The following is a 21,179-nucleotide window of genomic DNA, read 5'->3' on the forward strand; positions in this document are numbered from 1 at the left end:
GCCGCATTGTGCCGTGGCGCGGCGCCGGCCACAATCGGGCCGTTGATTCGCCATAAGGATAGACGCATGTCGCTGACGTTACTCGAAATTGTCGCCCTGACGGGCATTTTTACGCTGGCCGGCACGGTCAAAGGGGCGATCGGTTTGGGATTACCGACGGTGTCGATGGGGCTGCTCAGCCTGATGATGCCGCCGGGGCAGGCCGCCGCGCTGCTGCTGTTGCCCTCATTGATCACCAACCTGTGGCAACTGCTGTGCGGGCCGCGGTTGGGGGCGCTGTGCCGTCGGCTCTGGCCGATGATGCTGTGCGTCACGCTGGGCACCTTGCTGAGCGCCGGCACGCTCACCGCCATCGACGGCCGCCTGGCGCCGCTGGCGCTGGGCATTTGCCTGACCGGCTATGCGCTGTTGGGTTTTACCCGTTTCGACTGGCGGGTTTCCGCTGCGGCGGAGCCTTGGCTGGGGCCGCTGTGCGGCCTGTTGACCGGCGTGCTGACCGGCGCCACCGGCGTGTTCGTCATACCGGCGGTGCCCTATCTGAACGGATTGGGTCTGGCGCGTGACGATCTGGTGCAGGCGCTGGGGCTGTCGTTCACCGTCTCGACGCTGGCGCTGGCCGCCGGATTAGCCTGGCATCAGGCGCTGCCCGGCGCGCTGCTCGGCGTTTCGCTGTTGGCGCTGCTGCCGGCGTTGGCCGGCATGTGGCTGGGCGGGATCGCGCGTCGTCACAGCAGCCCGCTGATTTTTCGTCGCCTTTTCTTTATTGGGTTATTCATCTTGGGCGTTGAGATTATTTGGCGTTCAATTAATTGAATCGATAGCATCTACGTGTAATCAGGTTCGGTATATTATTCTGGTTTTTATTCTAATATGATTGTTTTCGATATTTAAAATACACTTTGCTTATTGGTTTGTTTATGAAATACAGAGTGGTTATGGATTGTTATTAGTGTATTTTACTTTTGCAACTACAACCCGTTTTAAACGGGGTAACCCCAGTGAATCCATAGGAGAATATTGATGAAGGAAATTTTAAGCAGCCAACTCGATGCGGTGTCGGGTGGATGGCAGGATCGAGATGGGAGTGGAAAAAGATCGTCTGATAACGGAGGCTCCGGTTCTTCAAGTCGCGGCGGAAATAACGGCGGTGACCGCGGGCTTCAGTCATTCCTGTCAAAAAACAGCCCTTATGGCAGTGGTTCCGGTGCCGGTGGTTTCTGGGGGAATGGCGGTTCTGCAAGAAATGGGTACGGCGGCAATGGCACTGGGCCGAGAGAAGCCAGAGAATTCGGAACCAAACGCTAATTAACCGATGCAATCCCAGCACAGAAGTAAAATTCTGTGCTTTTATGGGGTATATGATGAATAGATATGTTGTTTTTATAAAGAGTGATGAATCAAAAGTGCTAAGAAAGGACGTGGTTACACGCGAAATTATTAAGGATATGAAGCGGAAAGGCTTCAGAAAGCATCATGTCGAAGTAGAGGCTGATAACGAAAGCGATGCCATTAACAAATTAAATAAGAACAGCAATGACTATTTGGATTCATTGAAAAATTTTTCCGGTGATTTATTGCTCTGTTCTATTTGTGTTATTGTGATGGCGATCGTCTATTTTTTTAGCTAAGCCATAATCCAGCATTGAATCATTCAAGTTTTCCATACTATAGTTTTCGTGGTGATTTAAATGAGCCATCAGGCATTGGGTATTGATTTATCAAAGGTAGAAAGGTTATCCGTTCCAAATATCCTGCATTTTGTATGGATTGGTGACTTAAATGAAGTAAATACGCATTATATCGACATATGGAAAAAAACAAACAAAGATAAGCAGATATTCTTTTGGTATGACCAAGACTCTTCACTGTGCCATTTGCTAAACAATGCCATACGCGATTTTGTCAGCGTCAAAAAAATTAAAAATAAAGACAAGGCTGAATTAAAAATAAAAAATCATGCCTTCAAATATATACATCCAAAAATAAAGGCAGGTTTTTCTTTTGATGAGCTCGTTATTGAATTCTTAACCAAGCATAAAATCCCTTATCAGAGACCGCCAAAAACGATTGAAGATGCATGGTTTGGCAACAGAGGTTTTATAAAAAAGTCTATAACGGAGCTTTTTTGCAATGATTTCGATGATTTTATGAGGTATTATTACTATGAGATTATACTAAGGCATAACATTGCCAGTGCAAGTGACATTGTCAGGCTTTTAATTATCTATCAGTATGGCGGCACTTATATAGATGTTGATACGCTCCCATACATTGACAATATATATCATAAATTAAATGAATATATAAGAAAAGAGGGCATTGTCGAGAGTGACTCCTTTCTATTGTTTAAAACCGTATGTTTTTTAAAAAAGATAAATTCAGAAGGGGTGCTGCCTGAAGCCGTGATCGGCTGCGATGAAAATGAGTTAGGGCTAGATGCTGTTGGATTTGAAGAAATCAAAAGGCTTATCGAACTGGATCTCGCTGATTTTTCTCTGGATATGATATTGCCATTGGGGGATACATACGTTCATAAAAATTTATTGGCGCTAGGATCACTCAGAAGATTTAAAGGTGTTTATTTTAATAACTTCATATCCTCTCACCAAAAATCCAAGGCGGTAAGGATCATTCTTAGAGTAATGAAAAAAAGATACCGCTTTTTAGAAAGAAATAATTGCATATTTGACTGTTATATTGATGATGGGTCAAGGTGTTATCTGACCAGGATCTTACCATGGAGGAGCGAGTTAACAACAAGGAACTATTGCGTTACCTCGGTCTTAACGGGGCCGGGTTTAATTGTCGAGGTTTTATTGGGGTTGGCCTATAAGGCCTTTAATATTGGGTGTCTGATAGAGCCCTCCAGCATTGCGGAATATATGCAAAATCCTGATTTTGGAATTGCATTGTTTCAACACACCATAGATACCCCTGATGGCGCCTATTCCACGTGGCGCAAATAAAAAGGGATGGTTTGTAATGCAGATTAACTGACGTTCCGCTTGTTTGATTACCAATGCAATAGCCTGTGAATTTGAATATTAGCTTTCAATAAGGGACGCTGATCATGTTTCGCCAGGAAGCGATCGATAATCAGAAAATGAAATGGCGTGGTCGGGCCCTCCTGCTACCCGGCATTCCCTTTTGGCTCACGGCAGGGCTCTGCCTGTTTTTTCTCATTGCTTTTCTCACCTTCGCAATCGCCGGCACCTATACTCGGCGGGTCAACGTGACCGGCGAAATCAGCACCTATCCCCGGGCCGCCAACGTCTATTCCGCCGTCCAGGGGGTGGTGGTCAAACAATTCGTCACCGAAGGGCAGGTGATCGCCGCCGGCGCGCCCATTTACCAGATTGACGTCAGCAAAAGCACCCGCAGCGGTGTAGTCAGCGATAACCAGCAGCGGGATATCGACGGCCAGCTGGCGCACATTGCGCAAATCATCAGCCGGCTGGAAAGCAGCAAGCAGGCCACGCTTACCATGCTGGAAAAACAAAAGGCGCAGTATACCGCCGCGTTCACCCGTTCAACCGACATCCTCAAACGCGCCCAGGAAGGGATACGCATCATGAAGGAAAATATGGAGAATTACCGGCACTATCAAACCAAGGGATTGATCACTAAGGATCAGCTCACCAACCAGGTGGCGCTGTATTACCAGCAGCAGAACAACCTGCTGGGCCTGTCCGGCCAGAACGAACAGAATGCGCTGCAGATCACCGCGCTGGAAAGCCAGATCCATATCCATGCCGCCAACTTCGACAACCAGATTTACCAGATGGAGCTGCAGCGCCACGAGCTGCAGAAGGAGCGGCTCAACATTGATGCCGGCGGGGCGATCATCGTTCGCGCGCTGGCCGACGGCCGCATCGATTCGCTGAGCGTCACGGTTGGCCAGATGGTCAACGTCGGTGACAGTCTGCTGCAAGTGATCCCCCACAATATCGCTCACTACGCCCTGGTGCTATGGGTGCCCAACGACGCCATCCCCTACATCGCCGCCGGTGACAAAGTCAATGTGCGTTATGACGCCTTTCCGGCGGAGAAATTCGGCCAGTTTGCCGCTACGGTATCCGTCATCTCCAAAGCCCCGGCCTCACCGCAGGAAATGCTGACCTACCAGGGGGCGCCCAAAGCGGCGCTGACCGCCGCCGTGCCGTACTACAAGACGATCGTCATTCCGGAAAAACAGGTCATTGCCTATGACGGTAAACGTCTGAGCCTGGAAAACGGCATGAAAGCGCAAAGCACCCTGTTTTTGGAAAAAAGGCAGATTTATCAGTGGATGTTGTCACCGTTCTACGACATGAAACACAGCGCGACGGGGCCGATCAATGAGTAAGCCCACGTTCAAACAGCGGATCAGCCAGCTGGATCTGCGGCTGCGCCACCGGGTTCCGATGGTGCACCAGACCGAGTCGTCAGAATGCGGGCTGGCCTGCCTGGCGATGATCTGCGGTTTCTACGGCAAAAACGTCGACCTGATCGCGCTGCGTCGGCAGTTCAGCCTGTCGACCCGCGGCGCCACGCTGGCCGGGTTAACCGGTATAGCCGAACAGCTGGGCCTGGCCACTCGCCCTCTATCACTTGATATTGACGAGCTCAGCGCGCTGAAACTCCCCTGTATTTTGCACTGGGAGTTCAACCATTTCGTGGTGCTGGTCAGTATCAAGGGGCACCGCGCGGTGCTGCATGATCCGGCGCGCGGGCGCCGGGCCATCAGCCTGACGGAACTGTCGCACAGTTTTACCGGCGTGGCGCTTGAGGCCTGGCCCGGCAGCGCCTTCACCGCCGACAGCGTCCGCCACCGCATTCACCTGCGCACGCTGATTGGCAGCGTACACGGTCTTAAGGGGGCGCTCGGCAAAATCTTTTGCCTGTCTCTGGTGTTCGAAACCATCAACCTGGTGATGCCCATCGGCACGCAGCTGGTGATGGATCATGCTATTCCCGCCGGCGATCGCGGGTTACTGACGCTCATCTGCGTTGGTCTGATGCTGTTCATCCTGCTGCGGGCAGCTGTCGGCATGGTGCGCGCCTGGTCCGGGCTGGTCATGTCGACGCTCATCAACGTGCAGTGGCAATCCGGGTTGTTTACCCACCTGTTGCGCCTGCCGCTGGGCTACTTTGAACGACGCAAGCTGGGTGACATTCAGTCGCGCTTCGGCTCGCTGGATACGCTGCGCAGCACCTTCACCACGAGCATTGTCGGGGCCATCATGGACGGCATCATGGTGATCGGCGTGCTGGTGATGATGGTGCTGTATGGCGGCTGGTTGACCTGGGTGGTGATTGCGTTCACCGCGATCTACGTGCTGATGCGGCTGCTGACCTACGGCTATTATCGCCAACTGTCCGAAGAAGCGCTGGTCAGGGAGGCCCGCGCCGGCTCGTATTTTATGGAGACGCTGTACGGTATCGCCACCGTCAAGATGCAGGGCATGGCGGAACGTCGCATTGCCCATTGGCTCAACCTTGAAATCGACACTATCAATACCGGTATCCGGGTCACCCGCATGGACATGCTGTTTGGCGGGATCAACACCTTCATTGCCGCCTGCGATCAGGTCGTTATTCTTTGGCTGGGAGCCAGCCTGGTGATCGATAACCAGATGACCCTCGGCATGTTCGTGGCGTTCGGCGCCTTTCGCGGGCAGTTTTCCGACCGCATCGGGTCGCTGACGGAATTTTTGCTGCAGCTGCGCATGATGGGCCTGCATAACGAGCGCATCGCCGATATCGCCTTGCACCCACGAGAAAACCGTAAACCGGACCTTCCTTACGCGGCGGGCCTGCAACCTTTGGGATTGTCGACCCATGCCCTGAGCTATCGTTACGACAGCCAGTCACCGGCGGTCTTTGATGCCTTGGACATCAGTGTTGCGCCGGGCGAGAGCGTGGCCATCGTGGGCCCGTCGGGCGCCGGCAAGACCACGCTGATGAAGGTGCTGTGCGGGTTGTTTCCCCCGGACTCAGGGCGGGTTGAGGTGAACGGCGTCGATATCCGGCAGCTTGGCATCAACAACTACCACAAGATGATCGCCTGTGTGATGCAGGACGACAAGCTGTTCTCCGGCTCGATCCGGGAAAATATCTGCGGGTTCGCGGACGAGGTGGACGACGCCTGGATGGAAGCCTGTGCCCGTGCCAGCTATCTGCACGACGTGCTCATGCGTATGCCGATGGGGTATGAAACCCCGATCGGCGAGCTGGGGGAAGGATTGTCCGGCGGGCAGAAGCAACGCCTGTTCATTGCCCGGGCGATTTACAAGAAGCCGGCGATTTTGTTCCTGGATGAGGCCACCAGTGCGCTGGATAAGGAGAGCGAAGCTGTGGTGAATCAGGCCATCAAGAGACTCAATATCACGAAGGTGATCATTGCCCACCGTGAAACGACCATTGCGTCGGCAGATCGGGTCATCCATTTTGGATAAGGGGGGATATCACCGGCGGCACCGGCCGTTAACCCTGTTTTGCCCCCTAAAAACCCAATAAGGCTCAGGCCTGCGGGCCGCCAAAATGGTCCCCCACATGCCGGCGAGTTGGTCTGAACGGCGACGGAGCAAGGCTATTTTTTCTGCCCGCTCCGGTTTTCAATTTACTGGGCGCTTACATTGCGCGATATTCTGGTTTTCTGATGGGCTAAGGCGGATGAGGGAACCATGACGGACAGCCAGGCGTTTGAACAACAAAGCCTCGACAATCTGCTGAGCTATTGGCGGCGCCATCGCCGCCTGCCGGGCGCGCGCTATCCGGCCGGCCCGACCGATACCCTGTGCGACGTGCCGGGCGTTAGCGTCGGGCATCACACCTTGGCCGACGGCGAATGCCAGACCGGCGTTACCGCCATCGTGCCGCCGGGCGATCTGTTCAACCAGCCGTTGCCGTGCGGCAGCGCGGTGCTCAACGGCTTCGCCAAACCGCTGGGGCTGGTGCAGCTGAACGAGCTGGGGGTGCTGCAAACGCCGATCCTGCTGAGCAACACTTTCGCCGTCGGCACGCTGTTCAACGCCATGGTGCGGCGCAGCTGTCTGCGCTACCCGCAGATCGGCCGCGGCAGCGCCACCATCAACCCGCTGGTGCTGGAGTGCAACGACGGCTACCTCAACGATATTCAGGCGATGGCGGTGCGCGAGGAGCACGTCTTCAGCGCGCTGGATAACCATTCCACCCGCTTTGCGCGCGGCAGCGTCGGCGCCGGGCGCGGCATGAGCAGCTTCGGCCTGAAAGGCGGCATCGGCACCGCCTCGCGCTATTGCCCGGGGCTTGGCACCACGCTCGGCGTGCTGGTGCTGGCCAACTTCGGCACCCTCGACTCGTTGACGCTGAGCGGCGTGCGCGTTGGCCAGGCGCTGGGCAGGCTGCTGGCGGATCCGCCGCCGCAGGTGGACGCCGGTTCGGTCATTATCATCATCGCCTGCGATCGGGCGCTGGACAGCCGCCAGCTTAACCGCATCGCCCGCCGCGCGGGCGCGGGCCTGGGGCGAGTGGGCAGCCATTGGGGGCACGGCTCCGGCGATATCGCGCTGGCGTTTTCCACCCGGTTGCTGGGGGCAACGCTGCCGGACGAACGGCTGGAGCCGCTGTTTGCGGCGGCGGCGGACGCCACCGAATACGCGGTGTTGGATGCGTTGCTGAGCGCCGAGGGCGTTAGCGGTTTCCAGCGGCACGATCGCATGGCGCTGGGCCCGCTGCTCGATCGGTTGGCGGAAAATTAAATAACGGGAGCGTGACGTGAAAGTCTTTATCTCTGCGGATATCGAAGGTATCGCCGGCGTAATGCGGCCGGAGCAATGCAACCCGGCCCATGCCGACTATGCGGCGGCGCGCGAGCTGATGGAGCAGGAGGTCAACGCAGCCATCGACGGCGCTTTCGCCGGCGGGGCCACCGCGGTGACGGTGGCCGACAGCCACGCCATGATGCAGAATCTGCGCGCCGATCGCCTCGATGGGCGCGCGCGCCTGGTGCAGGGTAAACCGCGTGGGCTGTCGATGGTGGAAGGGCTGCAACACCAACGTTACGACGGCCTGATGTTCATCGGCTACCACAGCGCCGCCGGCGAGCATGGCGTGCTGGCGCATACCATCAACGGCCGGGCCTTTTACCGCGTCAGCCTGAACGGCGAAGCGGTGGGCGAAAGCGATCTGTACGCGGCGGCGGCGGCCGAGTTGAACGTGCCGCTGTGGCTGGTGAGCGGCGACGACGAGCTGCAACGCTGGGTAGCGGAACGTTACCCGCACGTCGGCTATGCCTGCGTCAAGCGTGCGATCTCGCAAACCGCCGCCGAATCGCTCAGCCCGCAGCGGGCGCGCGCCGAGATCCGCGAACGGGCAATGCAGCAGGTGCGCCAGGGCGGGAAGCTGCCGGTGGAGCGCCGCTTCATGCCGCCTTACCGGCTGACGCTGATGGCGGCCAAACCGGTATTGGCGGATCTGTTCAGCCTGGTGCCCGGCGTGGAGCGCCAGGACGCGCTCACCGTGGCCTTCGACAGCGACAACATGGCGGCGCCAATCCGCCTGCTCAGCGTCTTTTCGTATCTGGCGACGACGCAGAATTGATGCACGATGTGCGGGCTACCCGCCCGCAGCGCACGATTCCTCAACGAAAAAATCCCTTATCAAGATTAGGCCTGCTGGATAATAGGCTACGCTAATTATTGCTCTGTTGCGCTATGTCACCCGACGGGCGCAACAACCCATTCCCATAACAAGATTTGTTTCGCCGAAGGCAGTGACGCCTTCGGCTTTTTTGGAGTCATGAGCAATGAGCATATCCCAAGTTCCGCTTTCGCGGCGGCGGTTTATCGTCGGTGCCGGGGCGTTGGTGATCGGCGCCTATCTGCCGTCCACCGGCGCGCTGGCGCGGTCGAATGCCCCGGCCGCCTCCGGCGCGGCGGCGTTTGACGCCAACGCCTTCGTTCAGATCGGCGCCGACGGCGTCGTCACCGTCATCAGTAAACACACCGAAGTGGGCCAGGGGGTCTATACCGGCATGGCGACGCTGGTTGCCGAAGAGCTCGATGCCGACTGGGCGCAGGTGCGGGTCGTCGCCGCGCCGGTGGACACCCATATCTACAAAAACCTGGCCTTCGGATTCCAGGGCACCGGCGGTTCGAGCTCGGTGGCCAATGCCTATGAGCAAATGCGCCGCATGGGCGCCATGGCACGCGCGCTGCTGGTGCAGGCCGCCGCGCAGAGCTGGAAAACCTCGGCGCAGGAAATTACCGTGCAGGCGGGCAAGATTCGCCATGCCGCCAGCGGACGCGAAGCGGGCTTCGGCGAATTCGCCGCGCTGGCCGCCACGCTGCCGCCGCCCGATCCCGCCAGCCTGACGCTGAAGGAACCGGCTAATTTCACCCTGATCGGCAAAACGCGCGGCCTGCATCGCGTCGATTCGCTGGCGAAAACCAACGGCAGCGCGCAGTTCTCGCAGGATATCCATGAGCCGGACATGCTGACCGTCACCATCAAGAAACCGCCGCGTTTCGGCGGTAAGGTGGCGGCCTTCGACGCCGAACGGGCGCTGGCGGTGCCGGGGGTGGTAGCGGTGAAGCAAATCGCCACCGGCGTGGCGGTTTACGCCAAAAATACCTGGGCGGCGATCCAGGGGCGTGAGCGGCTGAAGGTGACGTGGGACGATGCGCAGGCCGAACGGCGCAACACCGAGGAGATTTACGCCGAATTCCGCCAGGTGGCGCAGAAAACCGGCGTGGTGGCGAAGAGCCACGGCAAGCTGGACGAGGTGTTCGACAAGGCTGACAAGGTGATCGAGGCCGAATACACCTTCCCGTACGTCGCCCACGCGCCGATGGAGCCGCTGGACGGCTATCTGTTCTGGGACGGCGAGAGCGTCAAGGCGCGCTACGGCTGCCAAATTCAAACGCTCGATCACAAGCAGCTGTGCGATCTGTTCGAGTTGCCGCCGGACAAGGTGCAGATTGAAACCATTCTGGCGGGCGGCAGCTTCGGCCGGCGCATCGATTTAGGCAACCCGACGCTGGGGCCGGATCTGGCGGCCGACATGGCGGCGGCGGCCAAGGGTATCGGCCCCGGCCACGGCGTGAAGGTGGTATGGACGCGCGAGGACGACATCCGCAACGGCTGGTATCGCCCGATGATCCTGCACCGCCTGCGCGGCGCCATTCGCGGCGGCAAGGTGGTGGGCTGGACCGATACCGTGGTCGGCCACTCCTGGACGCGCCACAGCGCGATGGATGCGCTGGTGGTCAACGGACTCGATCAGATGATGGTCGAGGGCGCCAGCGAAGTGTCATACACCTTCGAAGCCTTCCGCTGCGATGCGCACATCGTGCCCGGCAAGGTGCCGACCACCTCGCTGCGGTCGGTCGCCAGCACCCACACCGGCCACGCGGTGGAGAGCTTTATCGATCAACTGCTGCAGGAAACCGGCCAGGATCCGGTAGAAGGGCGGCTGGCGCTGATGGGCGACGCGCCGCGCGCGGCGGGCGCGCTGCGGGCGGTAGCGAAAGCCGCTGACTGGCAGGGCGCGAAAGTGGTGGACGGGCGCGCGCGCGGCGTGGGCGTCGCCAAGGCGTTCGATACCTATGTGGCGCAGGTGGCCGAGGTGTCGATCGGCGAAGGCGGCATCCCGAAAGTGCACAAGGTGTGGTGCGCGGTGGACTGCGGCGTGGCGGTGAACCCCGACGTGATCCGCGCGCAGATCGAGGGCGGCATCGGCTACGGCCTGAGCATGGCGCTGTACGGCAACATCACGCTGAAAGACGGCGTGGTCGAACAGTCCAACTTCAATAACTTCCGCCCGCTGCGCATCGATGAGATGCCGGAGATCGAAGTGATCATCGTGCCCTCGAGCGAGAAACCGACCGGCGTGGGCGAGCTGGGGGTGCCGACCATCGCCCCGGCGGTCGGCAATGCGCTGGCGCTGCTCGGGCGGCCGCGCACCTCGCTGAGCCTGCCGCTGCATAATCCCACCGCGAACCCGGCGTCTGACAAGGAGAGAACCTGATGATTCAATTAACCGTAAACGAGCAGCCGCTGACCTTCGAGGGCGATCCGCACATGCCGCTGCTGTGGTTCTTGCGTGACGAAGCCGGCCTGACCGGCACCAAGTTCGGCTGCGGCATCGCCATGTGCGGCGCCTGCACCGTGCATCTGGACGGCGTGCCGGTGCGGTCGTGCATGACGCCGATTTCGGCCGCCGTCGGCAAAAAAATCACCACCATCGAAGCCGTGGGCGCCACGCCGGAAGGCAAGGCGGTGCAGGAGGCCTGGCTTGATCTGGACGTGGTGCAGTGCGGCTACTGCCAGTCCGGCCAGATCATGAGCGCCAGCGCGCTGCTGGCGCAAAGTAAAAATCCGAGCGATGCGGACATCGACGCGGCGATGGGCGGCAACGTCTGCCGCTGCGCCACCTATGTGCGCATTCGCGCCGCCATCCACCAGGCCGCCAAGGCGTTGGGTTAGGGAGAGATGCGATGAGCAACGCCTTGAAAGGGCTGTTATGGCTGATTATCGCCGTGGTGGTGTTGGCGGGAGGATATGCGCTGTACACGCTGCTGCGGCCCACCGGCGCCGAGCCTGCGGCGCCGATCGCCGGAGCGCCGGCCGGCATCACCGATAAACTGGCGCGCGGCGAGTACCTGGCGCGTGCCGCCGACTGCGTGGCGTGCCACACCGCGCCGGGCGGCACGCCTTATGCGGGCGGCTTCGCCTTCAAACTGCCGTTCGGCACCATTTACGGCACCAATATCACCGCCGACAAGGAGACCGGCATCGGCAACTGGAGCGACGATCAGTTCGTACGCGCGGTGCGTGAGGGCATCGGCCCGCAGGGCAACCTGTATCCGGCGATGCCGTACACCTCCTACACTGGGCTGAGCCGCGACGACGTGCTGGCGATCAAAGCCTATCTGTTCAGCCTGCCGCCGGTGAAGCAGGCCAACCCACAAAACGATCTGTCGTTCCCGTTCAATCAGCGTTGGGGCATGAAATTCTGGAACCTGGCGTTCTTCCATGAGCAACGCTTTACGCCGGATCTCAACAAGGACGAGCAGTGGAACCGCGGTGCCTATCTGGCAACTGCGCTGGGCCACTGCGGCGAGTGCCACACGCCGCGCAATCTGGGGTTCGGCCTCAACCAGAGCAAGCACCTGAGCGGTGAAGTGGTGCAGGGCTGGTTCGCCGCCAACATCACGCCGGACAAACAGACCGGCATCGGCGGCTGGAGCGACCAGCAGCTGTCGCAATATCTGGCCACCGGCCATGCGCCGGGGCGCAGCAGTGCCGCCGGCCCGATGGCGGAAGCGGTGGAAAACAGCCTGCAGTTCCTGACGCCGGAAGATAATCTGGCGCTGGTGAAATACCTGCGCGATATCGAACCGACCGCCGGCGACGCCGCCGCGGGGGTGAATCTGCAGCCGAAGGGCGCGGGGGCTTCCTCCCCGATCCTGCCGGGCGGGCAAGAGCAGTCGCTCGGGCGGCGGGTGTTCGCCAACGACTGCAGCGGCTGCCACCAGTGGAACGGGCCGGGCCGCCAGAGCGAGTACGCCTCGCTGGTGGGCAGCACGGCGGTGAACGATCCGCAGGGGCGCAGCGTGGTGCAGGCCATCCTGAAGGGAACGAGCATCAGCATCGGTGAACGGCATGAAATGATGCCGGCGTTCGGCAGTGCCTATTCCGACGAGGAAGTGGCGGCGGTCGCCAACTTCGTGGTCGGCCACTTCGGCGATAAGCAGGGCAAAGTCACCGCCAAACAGGTGGCGGAGCAGCGCAAGCAGTAAAGAAAAGCGGCGAGGGAGTTTCTCCCTCGCCGTGGCGTCAGCGGCTGCGGCGCGACATCACCCGTTTGTCTTTCGGTCTATCCTGCCAGTCCTCAATCTGATTATTGAAGTTGTCCGCCAGCAGGTAGGCCGGGGTTTTCGCCAGCCAGTCGGACAACGAAATATCCTGATAAATGCCGTTGTCCATCACGATCAATACCTTCAAATCCTCATCGCCGATGTTCTCGATGTAATGGCCGAAGCCCTGCGGCACGTAACCGACGTCCGAAGGGGCGTACTCTTCCGTCTGCGCGTGGCCGTGTGAGCTGAACACCGTCATGCGGCCTTTGCCGGCAATATAGTATTGCCATTCGTTGGCATTGGGGTGCCAGTGCAATTCCCGGATCGCGCCGGGTTTCACGATCTCGATGATGCCGGTCATGGTGGTGGAGATGGGAAATTCTTTCGACGACACCAAATGCACGCTGCCGGCGTCATTTTCAAAGAACGGTTTTTGCTTCATTAATTCATAGCGGTGGGTCAGCGGGGCGTTATTTAATCCGCCGTCGTTTTTCGGCAATGGCAAGGTGGGCGGAACGGCGCCGCCGACAATATAGGCCTCGCCCTGTTTGGCCTTGGAAAATACCGCCACCGGCATGTTGACGCTTTTTTCCAATACCTCTTTCGGTATATGCGCCACCCAATCGGTAATGCTGAAGGTGCCGAACTCGGAGAAATGGCCGTTATCGAACGCCAGAATAAAATGCGCGCCGTCCGCCAGCGCCTGAATGGAATGGCCATAGCCTTTCGGGAAATACCACACGTCACCGGGGCCGAAATCCGCCACTTCGCATTTGCCCTCGGGATCGAGGATGGTGATGCGCGCATGGCCTTCCAGCATAAACGCCCATTCGGCGGCGATGGCGTGCCAGTGCAGCTCGCGCACGCCGCCCGGCTCCAGCGTCATGTCCACGCCCGCCACGCCTTCGGAGATCGGGAATTGCTCGACGGTGGCTTCGCGCGCCCAGCCGCTGGGCAGGCTGCGCTTCTTGCTGTCGGTGAATTTGTATTTATAGAGATGCTGCGCATCGGCAGGCGGCTGATAGCTGCTGGGGGGGACGATATTGCGATGATCGTCGGCAGCGGCATTTTTTACGATGCCGCCGATCATGCCGGCGGCGGCCGCGCTGACGGCGGAGACTTTCAATATATCACGACGCGATAGCATAGCATTTTCTCCAATATAAAACCGCGCGTCTGAATAGGCAGGCGCAGGGAAGGCAAAATTGCTCTTGAAAGGTGTTTTGTCATCGGCGGGAATAGGCTGTGACCCTTAAATCCTAGCGGCTGGAATGTATTGGGTAGGCGTTTATTTGTTTGCGTTTGTTACTAAGTGAGTGCAGGTTTAATTAATTTATCTGAAGTTGAATAGTCATTAAGTGGAATTAAATTTAGTCGCCGAATAGTTTAAATCAATAATAAACGAACTTCATTTATTATTGGCCGTTCGGGCTTTTTAAGACTGCGCCACGGTCTCCAACACCAGCTGACGAAAGCGCTCGACGATCGGCGAAGCCGGGCTGCGGCGCAGCGCCAGGTAAAGCGGGGCGCTGAGCTGCGCCTCTTCGGCGAGGGTGCGGTAGACGATGCCGTCGCCGCCCAGCCGCCGCATCGAGCCGGGCACCACTGACAGCCCCAGCCCGGCGCCCACCAGGCTGAGGGTGGCCGGCAGGCGCGGCGCTTCCTGCACGATGCGTGGGCTGAAGCCGGCGCGGTGGCAGGCGGCCAGGATGGCGTCGTACAGCCCCTGGCCGGCCGGGCGGCGATAGAGAATAAACGCTTCGTGGGCCAGTTCGGCCAGCGGCAGCGGTTGCTGCGTTTCATGCGCCAGCCGGTGGCCCAGCGGCAGGGCGACAATCATCGGCTCGCTGAGCACCGGCTCCACGCTCAGGCCGGGAATGCCGTTGGCCGGCGAGCGCACGAAGGCAGCGTCGAGGCGCTGTTCCAGCAACGCCTCCATCAGTTCGCCGCTGCCGGCCTCTTCCAACTGAGTGGTGATGCCCGGCAGGATGTCGCGGTAGCGGCGCAGCAGGTTGGGCACGAACGGGTGCAGCGCGGCGGAACTGGTGAAGCCGATGGCGATGTGGCCCTGCTCGCCGCGGGCGGCGCGCTGCACCGCTTCGCGCAGGCGTTCGGCGCGCGCCAGCAGGGCGCGGGCCTCTTCGAACAGCACGCCGCCCGCCTCGGTGACGCGCACGCCGCGCGGCAGGCGCTGCAACAAGGTTACGCCCAGCTCATCTTCCAGCCCCTGCAGCAGGCGGGTCAGCGGTGGCTGCTGGATAAACAGCCGCTCGGCGGCGCGGGTGATGTTGCCTTCTTCCACCACGGTGACGAACGCCCGCAGGCGACGCAGTTCGATCATTGCCATACCTCAAAGGTATCTTTAGTTGTTTAGGAATGCATTAGACATCATGGCACGGCGGCGCGCATGATACCAGACATCAAAACAAGCGATGTGGAATGGCAATGTCATGTCAGATATCAATACGTTAAAACCGCACCCGGCGGCAGCGCCGGGCAACGCGGAGCTGTTTGTGGGCTTTCTGTGGCTGGGGCTGATCGGCTTCGGCGGCGTGCTGCCGCTGGCGCGCAGCATGTTGGTAGAGCGCCGGCGCTGGTTGAGCGGCGAACAGTTCACCGAGCTGCTCGGGCTGTGCCAGTTCCTGCCCGGCGGCAACGTCATCAACCTGTCGGTGGCGGTGGGCATGGAATTTCGCGGGTTGCGCGGCGCGCTGTGCGCCTTGCTGGGCCTCATCAGCGCGCCGACGGCGATCGTGGTGGGGTTGGGCGTGGTCTACGCCCGCTTCCAAAACGATCCGCATGTGCAGCATGTATTCGCCGGGCTGGCCGCCGCTGCCGCCGGGCTGCTGTTGTCGACCGGGATCAAGATGCTGCTGCCGCTGCGCGGTAAATGGCCGGCGCTGGCGATCGTCGCGCTGGCATTGATCGCCATCGCCTGGCTGCGCCTGCCACTGTTGCCGACCATGCTGGTGCTGGCGCCGCTGAGCATTCTGCTGATGTGGCGGTGGCCGTCATGAGCGGGGTTTTAATTGCGCTGGCGCTGATCTTTACCGAGCTCTCGCTGCTGGCGTTTGGCGGCGGCATGACCATTCTGCCGGAGATGCAGCGGCAGGTGGTGGAGGTGCATCAATGGATGAGCGCCCAGGAGTTCAGCGCGCTGTTCGCCATGGCGCAGGCCGCGCCGGGGCCGAACATGATGATCGTGCCGCTGGTCGGCTGGCACGTGGCCGGTTGGGCGGGGCTGCTGGTTTCTTCGGTCGCCAAGTTCGGGCCGTCTTCCATCGTTACGTTGCTGGTGATGGGCGCCTGGCGGCGCTTTAAGGATCGCCCGTGGCGCCGCATCGTGCAGGCCGGTCTGGTGCCGCTGACCGTGGGGCTGGTGGCGGCCAGCGGCATCTTGATCGCCGAGGCTTCTGCGCCCAGCTGGCGGCTGGCGGCGATCGTGGCGCTGGCGACGGGATTGAGCATGAGCAAGCGCCTCCATCCGCTGTGGGTGCTGGCGGGCGGCGCGCTGCTCGGGTTGCTGTTCGCCTGAGGGATTAGCGCGGGATCAGCATAAAGCGTGAAGGGCCGTTGCGATCGATCAGCTCATAGCGCTTCGGCGCGGTCAGGGCCAGAAACGCCACCATGCCGCCTTCAGCGTCGGTCAGCGTCATGCCGTCCGGCGTCGGCCGCCAGGCGACCGGCAACGTTTGCAGCGCCAGCGGCTGCAGGCACTGGGCGGAGGCGCTGAAGCGGAAGGCGTTGGTGTTGGCCACCGCTTCGTCGCTCAGCTGCACCTCGCAGACGGCTTTACCGTCGCCGATGGCGGCGAGCTGCCAGTCGCCCTTCAGCGCGGCGGGTTCCAGCAATGGCAGTGAACTGCCCAGGGCACTGCTGCACAATACGCTCATAACGACTCCCGTCAGGCTGGCGCGGCGCAAGGCGCGCATAAGAAAAAAGGTTGGCATCGGGTCACTCCTTTCGGCTGTCCGTTCACACTTTAGCACGTACCCACCTTGATGATGAGGGAAGGATTAGGTTTTTTAATCCTCGATTATTCTGATCTAACCGGCGATAAAATGCGCAAAAAGACGAATGATTAACCCGTTAATGCACTTATTTTTCTCATTAATATAGTGAGAATACAAATTGTTACGAGTATCTCCATCTCAATGCCCGGCACGGTGAAGCCAGGCGGGGCGGGCTCGCGCCGCCGGGGTGAGTCACTATACTGGTCATTCCTAAGCCTTGGCTTAGATTAGAACGACTGATGAATAGTCTTACAAAGCGAGTGGGTTCCTATTGTGTAAAAGGAGAATGCAATGCGCCGTAGCCACAATGACATTTTGCAAGATGATGATGAGTTCACCAGCCTGGCCGCCACATCCCCCAACGATCATAACTATCAATTTTACTATCACCAGCCCGGCAGCCCCTATGACGGCTTGGGTTATGGCGCGCTGTTTACGCTGGACAACGCCAACCTCTACAGTAACCAGCGCGGCGGGGCAGCCATCAACAACCTGGGTAAAATCCGCGATAACTTCAGCTTCGATCGCGCCGCCGATCAGCTGACGCGGCCGGGCCTGACGCACAACGGCGATCAGGTGTATCACCAGCCGGTGGCGCTGACCTATTCCTTCCTGACGCAGAGCGCGCTGAACCGCATCGGCCAGACCGGCGACGGCGACAAGGGGCTGCAGCCGCTGACCCAGGCGGCGCAGGCGCAGGCGCTGAAATCGATGCAGGCCTGGGCCGACGTGGCGAACGTGACCTTTACCGAAACGGCGTCCACCGATATCAACCATCGCGCGGACATCACCTTCGCCTACTTCACCCAGCGCGCCGACGGCAGCACCGCAGCCGGCAGCGGCCCGAATGCCATTAATGCTTACGCCTATTACCCGCCGAGCTCCAAACCGGGCAGCGATAACGCCTTTGCCGGCACGGTGTGGTTCAACAAAAACTTTGCCACCCATCAGGCGCCGGTTAGCGGCGACTTCAGCAGCCAGACCTTCACCCACGAGCTGGGGCATGCCCTGGGGCTGGCGCATCCGGGATCTTATGACGCCTCGTTGGGCAACCCGAGTTACCAGAACGACGCGGCTTACTATCAGGATTCGCTGCAATATTCCATCATGAGCTATTTCAACGCCGGTTACACCGGCGCCGACACCAAAGGGGTGTATGGCTATGGCCCGATGGTGGATGACATCGCCGCGATCCAAAAATTGTACGGCGCCAACATGAGCACCCGCACCGGCGACACGGTGTACGGCTTCAACTCCAACACCGGGCGCGATTTCCTGACCGCCACGGCGGACAACGGCAAACCGGTCAACTTCGCGGTGTGGGACGCCGGCGGCAACGACACGCTGGACTTCTCCGGCTACAGCCAGCAGCAGATGATCAACCTGAACGACGGCGCGTTCTCCAGCGTCGGCGGCGGCACGCAGAACGTCGCCATCGCGCGCGGGGCGATCATCGAGAACGCCATCGGCGGCAGCGGGCGCGATGTGATCATCGGCAACGATCAGGACAACCTGCTGGCGGGCAACGCCGGCTCCGACATCCTGTACGGCGGCCTGGGGGCGGATCATCTGTGGGGCGGCAAAGATGCCAACAACTTCACCGACTATTTCGTCTATCTCAATGCCAAAGAGTCCACGGTGGCGGCGTTCGACGTGATTGAAGACTTCGAGCACGGCATTGACAAGATCGATCTCTCCGGCCTGCGCTTCAACAACAGCCTGAGCGAGCTGCGCTTTATCGACAGCGGCAGCGCCTTCAGCGGCCAGAAAGGCGAGATCCAGCTCAACTTCGACGCCTTCAACGGCACCACCGATCTGTTGATGAACACCCAAAGCAACAGCTATGCCGCCGACTTCAAGATCCATGTGGTCGGGCAGGTGGAGCAGAGCGATATTCTGTTTGCCTGAGGGCGATGCAGGGGAAAGAGAAAAGGGCCGAACGGCCCTTTTTTTACGGCTGGGCCACCGCGGCGCTTTCCGCTACGAAAGAGCCGGTTGCCACCGCGCCGGCGCGGCGGTAGTGGGCCACGATCACGCCGCCGGGCGAGACCACCGATTGAGCCAGCGTGAAGGCCGCCGGCGCCGCGTTGTCATCGAACAGCCGCTTGCCGCCGCCGAGCAGCACCGGGTAGGTGAGCAGGCGCAGTTCGTCCACCAGATCGTTGGCCAGCAGCTGTTGCATCAGCGTGCTGCTGCCCTGCACCAGCAGTACCGGCCCCTGCGCGCGTTTCAGCTCGCGCAGCCGGGCGAGGATGTCCCGCCCCAGCCACTGGCTGTTCTGCCACGCCAGCGTCTCGCCGTGGTGGGTGGCGACGTACTTGGTGGCCTGATTGAACACGCGGGCGATATCGGCGGATAACGGGTCGGCCTCGTCGGTGATCTGCGGCCAGTAGCCGGCGAAAATGTCGTAGGTGCGCCGCCCCAGCAGCAGATCGAACGGCGCAGAGAAAAGATCGCCCATCGTTTCCGCAATGGCTTCATCCCAGTAGGGGGCTGTCCAGCCGCCGAAGCGAAAGCCGCCGCTGCGGTCTTCGTCCTGCCCGCCGGGCGCCTGCATCACGCCATCGAGGCTGACGAAGGCGCTGGCAATAATCTGTCGCATGGCTGTCTCCTGCCGTTGAGTGCCAGCTGAAAGTTTAGCCGCCGCGCGGCGGCTGCGCCAACCGGCCGCTCAGGGCTGCAGTGCCTTGAGCAACGCCTGATGGAAACGCTCTGGTTCCTCCATTTGCGGCGCATGGCCCAGCCCGGCGAACTCGATCAGCGTGGCGTGCGGGATCAGCTTCGCCGCCTGTTTGCCTAACACGTCATAATGCCCGATCCTGGCCTTGACCGCCGGCGGGGCGATATCGCTGCCGATGGCGGTGGTGTCGGCGGTGCCGATCATCAAGGTGGTGGGGGTTTGCAGATCCTTGAACTCGTAGTACACCGGCTGGGTGAAGATCATGTCGTAGATCAACGCCGAGTTCCACGCCACCAGGCGATGGCCCGGCCCGTTGTTCAGCCCGGCCAGCATATCCACCCAGCGATCGTACTCCGGCTTCCAGCGGCCGCCGTAGTAGGTGCGCTGCTCATAGTTGCGGATGCCCTCGGCGGTGGTGTTCAGCTCGCGCGCGAACCATTGATCGACGCCGCGCCACGGTACGCCTTTCGCCTTCCAGTCCTCGAGGCCGATCGGATTGACCATGATCAATTGCTCCACCGCCTGCGGATACATCAGGCTGTAGCGCGTGGCCAGCATGCCGCCGGTGGAGTGGCCGATGATGATGGCCTTACTGATTTTCAGGTTCTGCAGCAGGCCGTGGGTATTTTGCGCCAGCTGCTGGAAGCTGTACTGGTAATGTGCCGGTTTGGTGGAGGAGCAAAAGCCGATTTGATCCGGCGCGATGACGCGGTAACCGGCCTTGCTCAGCGCCTTGATGGTGTCCTGCCAGGTGGCGGCGCAGAAGTTTTTACCGTGCAGCAGCAGCGCGGTGCGGCCGTTGGCGGCACCTTCCGGCGGCACGTCCATATAGCCCATTTTTAACGGCTGCCCCTGCGAGGTGAAGCTGAACTGCTGCAACGGGTAAGGGTAGTGAAAGCCCTGTAGCTCCGGGCCGAACTTCGGCGTTTCGGCGGCGGCGGGGAACGCGGCCAGCGTGGCGCACAGCAGCGCGCGACGGGTGAATCTCAGCATCCTGATCTCCTGAAAAACGGACGATAGCCGAGTATAGCCACAATCAGGGCGTCGGCGCGCCAGCAGTTTCAGATAATTCTGTAATGTTACGGCCCGATCCCAGGCAAGGTTCCGGCCACGGCCTTGTACACAGTGAACGCGGTCACGCCGCGCAATATTGGCGGAGCCTGAAGGTTTTATTTCAAGGCTAAGTTATGCGATGCTTAAGCATTATTTATGCAAAAGGATCCTCGCATGTCCGCTTTATCCCGCTGCGCTTTCAGCGAAGGCAGCGTCGCTTTGCCGGAAGGCTATGCCGATCGCACCGTCAACGTGCTGTTGGCCGGCGATGATGTTTCCCCCTCAATCAATATTTCCCGCGATGCGCTGCAGCCGGCGGAGAACCTGGAAGGCTACGTCACCCGCCAGCTCGACGCGCTGGCGCAGGGGCTGAAAGGCTGGGCATTCAAAAGCCGCGAGCCGGCGACGCTGGGCGATGGATTAACCGCCGGTGAATGGGTGTGCGCCAGCTACCTGCGCGACGGCAAGCGCATCTGGCAAAACCAGGCGGTGTTCGCGCTGGCGGAGGGTCGGGTGCTGGTCTTCACCCTGGCGATGGCGCGCAAGCTGACGCCGCAAGATGACGCCCTGCTGCAGCAGGTGCTGAGCAGCTACCGGGCGGCCTAACGA

20 protein-coding genes are annotated in these 21,179 nt (G+C 60.1%); 15 read left to right on the forward strand and 5 right to left on the reverse strand.

The annotated features are described in order from the left end of the window. Positions 1 to 66: 66 nt before the first annotated feature. From ACJ8PI_RS07415 to ACJ8PI_RS07465, 11 genes are all read left to right on the forward strand, one after another. Positions 67 to 813 (forward strand): sulfite exporter TauE/SafE family protein, encoded by a 747-nt coding sequence (locus ACJ8PI_RS07415; RefSeq protein WP_039566272.1) that lies wholly within the window; start codon positions 67 to 69, stop codon positions 811 to 813. Positions 814 to 1,020: 207 nt separating this feature from the next. Further along, positions 1,021 to 1,305, forward strand: coding sequence for a hypothetical protein (locus ACJ8PI_RS07420; RefSeq protein WP_154067230.1), 285 nt, complete (start codon positions 1,021 to 1,023; stop codon positions 1,303 to 1,305). 56 nt (positions 1,306 to 1,361) lie between these two features. Continuing rightward, positions 1,362 to 1,628, forward strand: a complete 267-nt coding sequence (locus ACJ8PI_RS07425) for a hypothetical protein (protein ID WP_033638479.1) — start codon at positions 1,362 to 1,364, stop codon at positions 1,626 to 1,628. A gap of 60 nt (positions 1,629 to 1,688) precedes the next feature. After that, positions 1,689 to 2,966 carry a TcdA/TcdB catalytic glycosyltransferase domain-containing protein gene (locus ACJ8PI_RS07430; RefSeq protein ID WP_164134260.1) on the forward strand — a complete coding sequence of 426 codons (1,278 nt, stop codon included), beginning with the start codon at positions 1,689 to 1,691 and terminating at the stop codon, positions 2,964 to 2,966. A gap of 104 nt (positions 2,967 to 3,070) precedes the next feature. Next, positions 3,071 to 4,345 (forward strand): HlyD family secretion protein, encoded by a 1,275-nt coding sequence (locus ACJ8PI_RS07435; RefSeq protein WP_164134259.1) that lies wholly within the window; start codon positions 3,071 to 3,073, stop codon positions 4,343 to 4,345. Next, complete coding sequence (locus ACJ8PI_RS07440; RefSeq protein ID WP_164134258.1) at positions 4,338 to 6,437, forward strand: peptidase domain-containing ABC transporter; 2,100 nt, start codon at positions 4,338 to 4,340, stop codon at positions 6,435 to 6,437. Before ACJ8PI_RS07435 ends, ACJ8PI_RS07440 begins: the two co-directional genes overlap by 8 nt. Before the next feature lie 228 nt (positions 6,438 to 6,665). Then, on the forward strand, positions 6,666 to 7,721 hold the full coding sequence (locus tag ACJ8PI_RS07445) for a P1 family peptidase (protein ID WP_033648254.1): 1,056 nt from the start codon (positions 6,666 to 6,668) through the stop codon (positions 7,719 to 7,721). 16 nt (positions 7,722 to 7,737) lie between these two features. Then, entirely contained in the window at positions 7,738 to 8,562 is an 825-nt protein-coding gene (locus ACJ8PI_RS07450) for a M55 family metallopeptidase (protein WP_033648255.1), read from the forward strand. Positions 8,563 to 8,767: 205 nt separating this feature from the next. Next, the gene (locus ACJ8PI_RS07455) at positions 8,768 to 10,990 is read left to right on the forward strand and encodes a xanthine dehydrogenase family protein molybdopterin-binding subunit (RefSeq protein ID WP_164134256.1); all 2,223 of its coding nucleotides are present in this window, start codon (positions 8,768 to 8,770) and stop codon (positions 10,988 to 10,990) included. After that, positions 10,990 to 11,448 carry a (2Fe-2S)-binding protein gene (locus tag ACJ8PI_RS07460; protein WP_033648257.1) on the forward strand — a complete coding sequence of 153 codons (459 nt, stop codon included), beginning with the start codon at positions 10,990 to 10,992 and terminating at the stop codon, positions 11,446 to 11,448. Before ACJ8PI_RS07455 ends, ACJ8PI_RS07460 begins: the two co-directional genes overlap by 1 nt. A gap of 11 nt (positions 11,449 to 11,459) precedes the next feature. Further along, the gene (locus ACJ8PI_RS07465; RefSeq protein WP_164134255.1) at positions 11,460 to 12,764 is read left to right on the forward strand and encodes a cytochrome c; all 1,305 of its coding nucleotides are present in this window, start codon (positions 11,460 to 11,462) and stop codon (positions 12,762 to 12,764) included. A 37-nt stretch (positions 12,765 to 12,801) separates the two neighbouring features. Here ACJ8PI_RS07465 and ACJ8PI_RS07470 read toward each other — a convergent pair whose 3' ends face one another. Beyond that, positions 12,802 to 13,971 carry a cupin domain-containing protein gene (locus tag ACJ8PI_RS07470; RefSeq protein WP_041035022.1) on the reverse strand — a complete coding sequence of 390 codons (1,170 nt, stop codon included), beginning with the start codon at positions 13,969 to 13,971 and terminating at the stop codon, positions 12,802 to 12,804. Positions 13,972 to 14,259: 288 nt separating this feature from the next. After that, positions 14,260 to 15,171, reverse strand: a complete 912-nt coding sequence (locus ACJ8PI_RS07475; RefSeq protein ID WP_060452975.1) for a LysR family transcriptional regulator — start codon at positions 15,169 to 15,171, stop codon at positions 14,260 to 14,262. A gap of 103 nt (positions 15,172 to 15,274) precedes the next feature. On the opposite strand from ACJ8PI_RS07475, the gene ACJ8PI_RS07480 reads away from it, so the two are divergent. Both ACJ8PI_RS07480 and ACJ8PI_RS07485 read left to right on the forward strand, forming a co-directional pair. Further along, the gene (locus tag ACJ8PI_RS07480; protein WP_033634481.1) at positions 15,275 to 15,841 is read left to right on the forward strand and encodes a chromate transporter; all 567 of its coding nucleotides are present in this window, start codon (positions 15,275 to 15,277) and stop codon (positions 15,839 to 15,841) included. Next, positions 15,838 to 16,359 (forward strand): chromate transporter, encoded by a 522-nt coding sequence (locus ACJ8PI_RS07485; RefSeq protein WP_033634482.1) that lies wholly within the window; start codon positions 15,838 to 15,840, stop codon positions 16,357 to 16,359. Before ACJ8PI_RS07480 ends, ACJ8PI_RS07485 begins: the two co-directional genes overlap by 4 nt. Positions 16,360 to 16,363: 4 nt before the next feature. Here the strand turns inward: ACJ8PI_RS07485 and ACJ8PI_RS07490 are convergent, their stop codons facing one another. Next, positions 16,364 to 16,717 (reverse strand): AprI/Inh family metalloprotease inhibitor, encoded by a 354-nt coding sequence (locus tag ACJ8PI_RS07490; RefSeq protein WP_033648487.1) that lies wholly within the window; start codon positions 16,715 to 16,717, stop codon positions 16,364 to 16,366. Positions 16,718 to 17,128: 411 nt separating this feature from the next. On the opposite strand from ACJ8PI_RS07490, the gene ACJ8PI_RS07495 reads away from it, so the two are divergent. After that, a complete protein-coding gene (locus ACJ8PI_RS07495) occupies positions 17,129 to 18,745 on the forward strand; it encodes a serralysin family metalloprotease (protein WP_164134254.1) in 1,617 nt (538 codons plus the stop codon). A 43-nt stretch (positions 18,746 to 18,788) separates the two neighbouring features. On the opposite strand, the gene ACJ8PI_RS07500 is transcribed toward ACJ8PI_RS07495, so the two are convergent. Together ACJ8PI_RS07500 and ACJ8PI_RS07505 are read right to left on the reverse strand one after the other, a co-directional pair. Continuing rightward, positions 18,789 to 19,439, reverse strand: a complete 651-nt coding sequence (locus tag ACJ8PI_RS07500; protein WP_103774021.1) for a dihydrofolate reductase family protein — start codon at positions 19,437 to 19,439, stop codon at positions 18,789 to 18,791. 69 nt (positions 19,440 to 19,508) lie between these two features. Further along, the gene (locus ACJ8PI_RS07505; protein ID WP_164134253.1) at positions 19,509 to 20,510 is read right to left on the reverse strand and encodes an alpha/beta fold hydrolase; all 1,002 of its coding nucleotides are present in this window, start codon (positions 20,508 to 20,510) and stop codon (positions 19,509 to 19,511) included. Positions 20,511 to 20,744: 234 nt separating this feature from the next. Here ACJ8PI_RS07505 and ACJ8PI_RS07510 point away from each other — a divergent pair, with 234 nt between their 5' ends. Continuing rightward, complete coding sequence (locus tag ACJ8PI_RS07510; protein ID WP_033648264.1) at positions 20,745 to 21,176, forward strand: DcrB-related protein; 432 nt, start codon at positions 20,745 to 20,747, stop codon at positions 21,174 to 21,176. The last annotated feature ends 3 nt before the right edge of the window (positions 21,177 to 21,179 follow it).

This window comes from Serratia sp. CY82433 (genome assembly GCF_052166535.1).
Classification (GTDB): domain Bacteria; phylum Pseudomonadota; class Gammaproteobacteria; order Enterobacterales; family Enterobacteriaceae; genus Serratia; species Serratia sarumanii.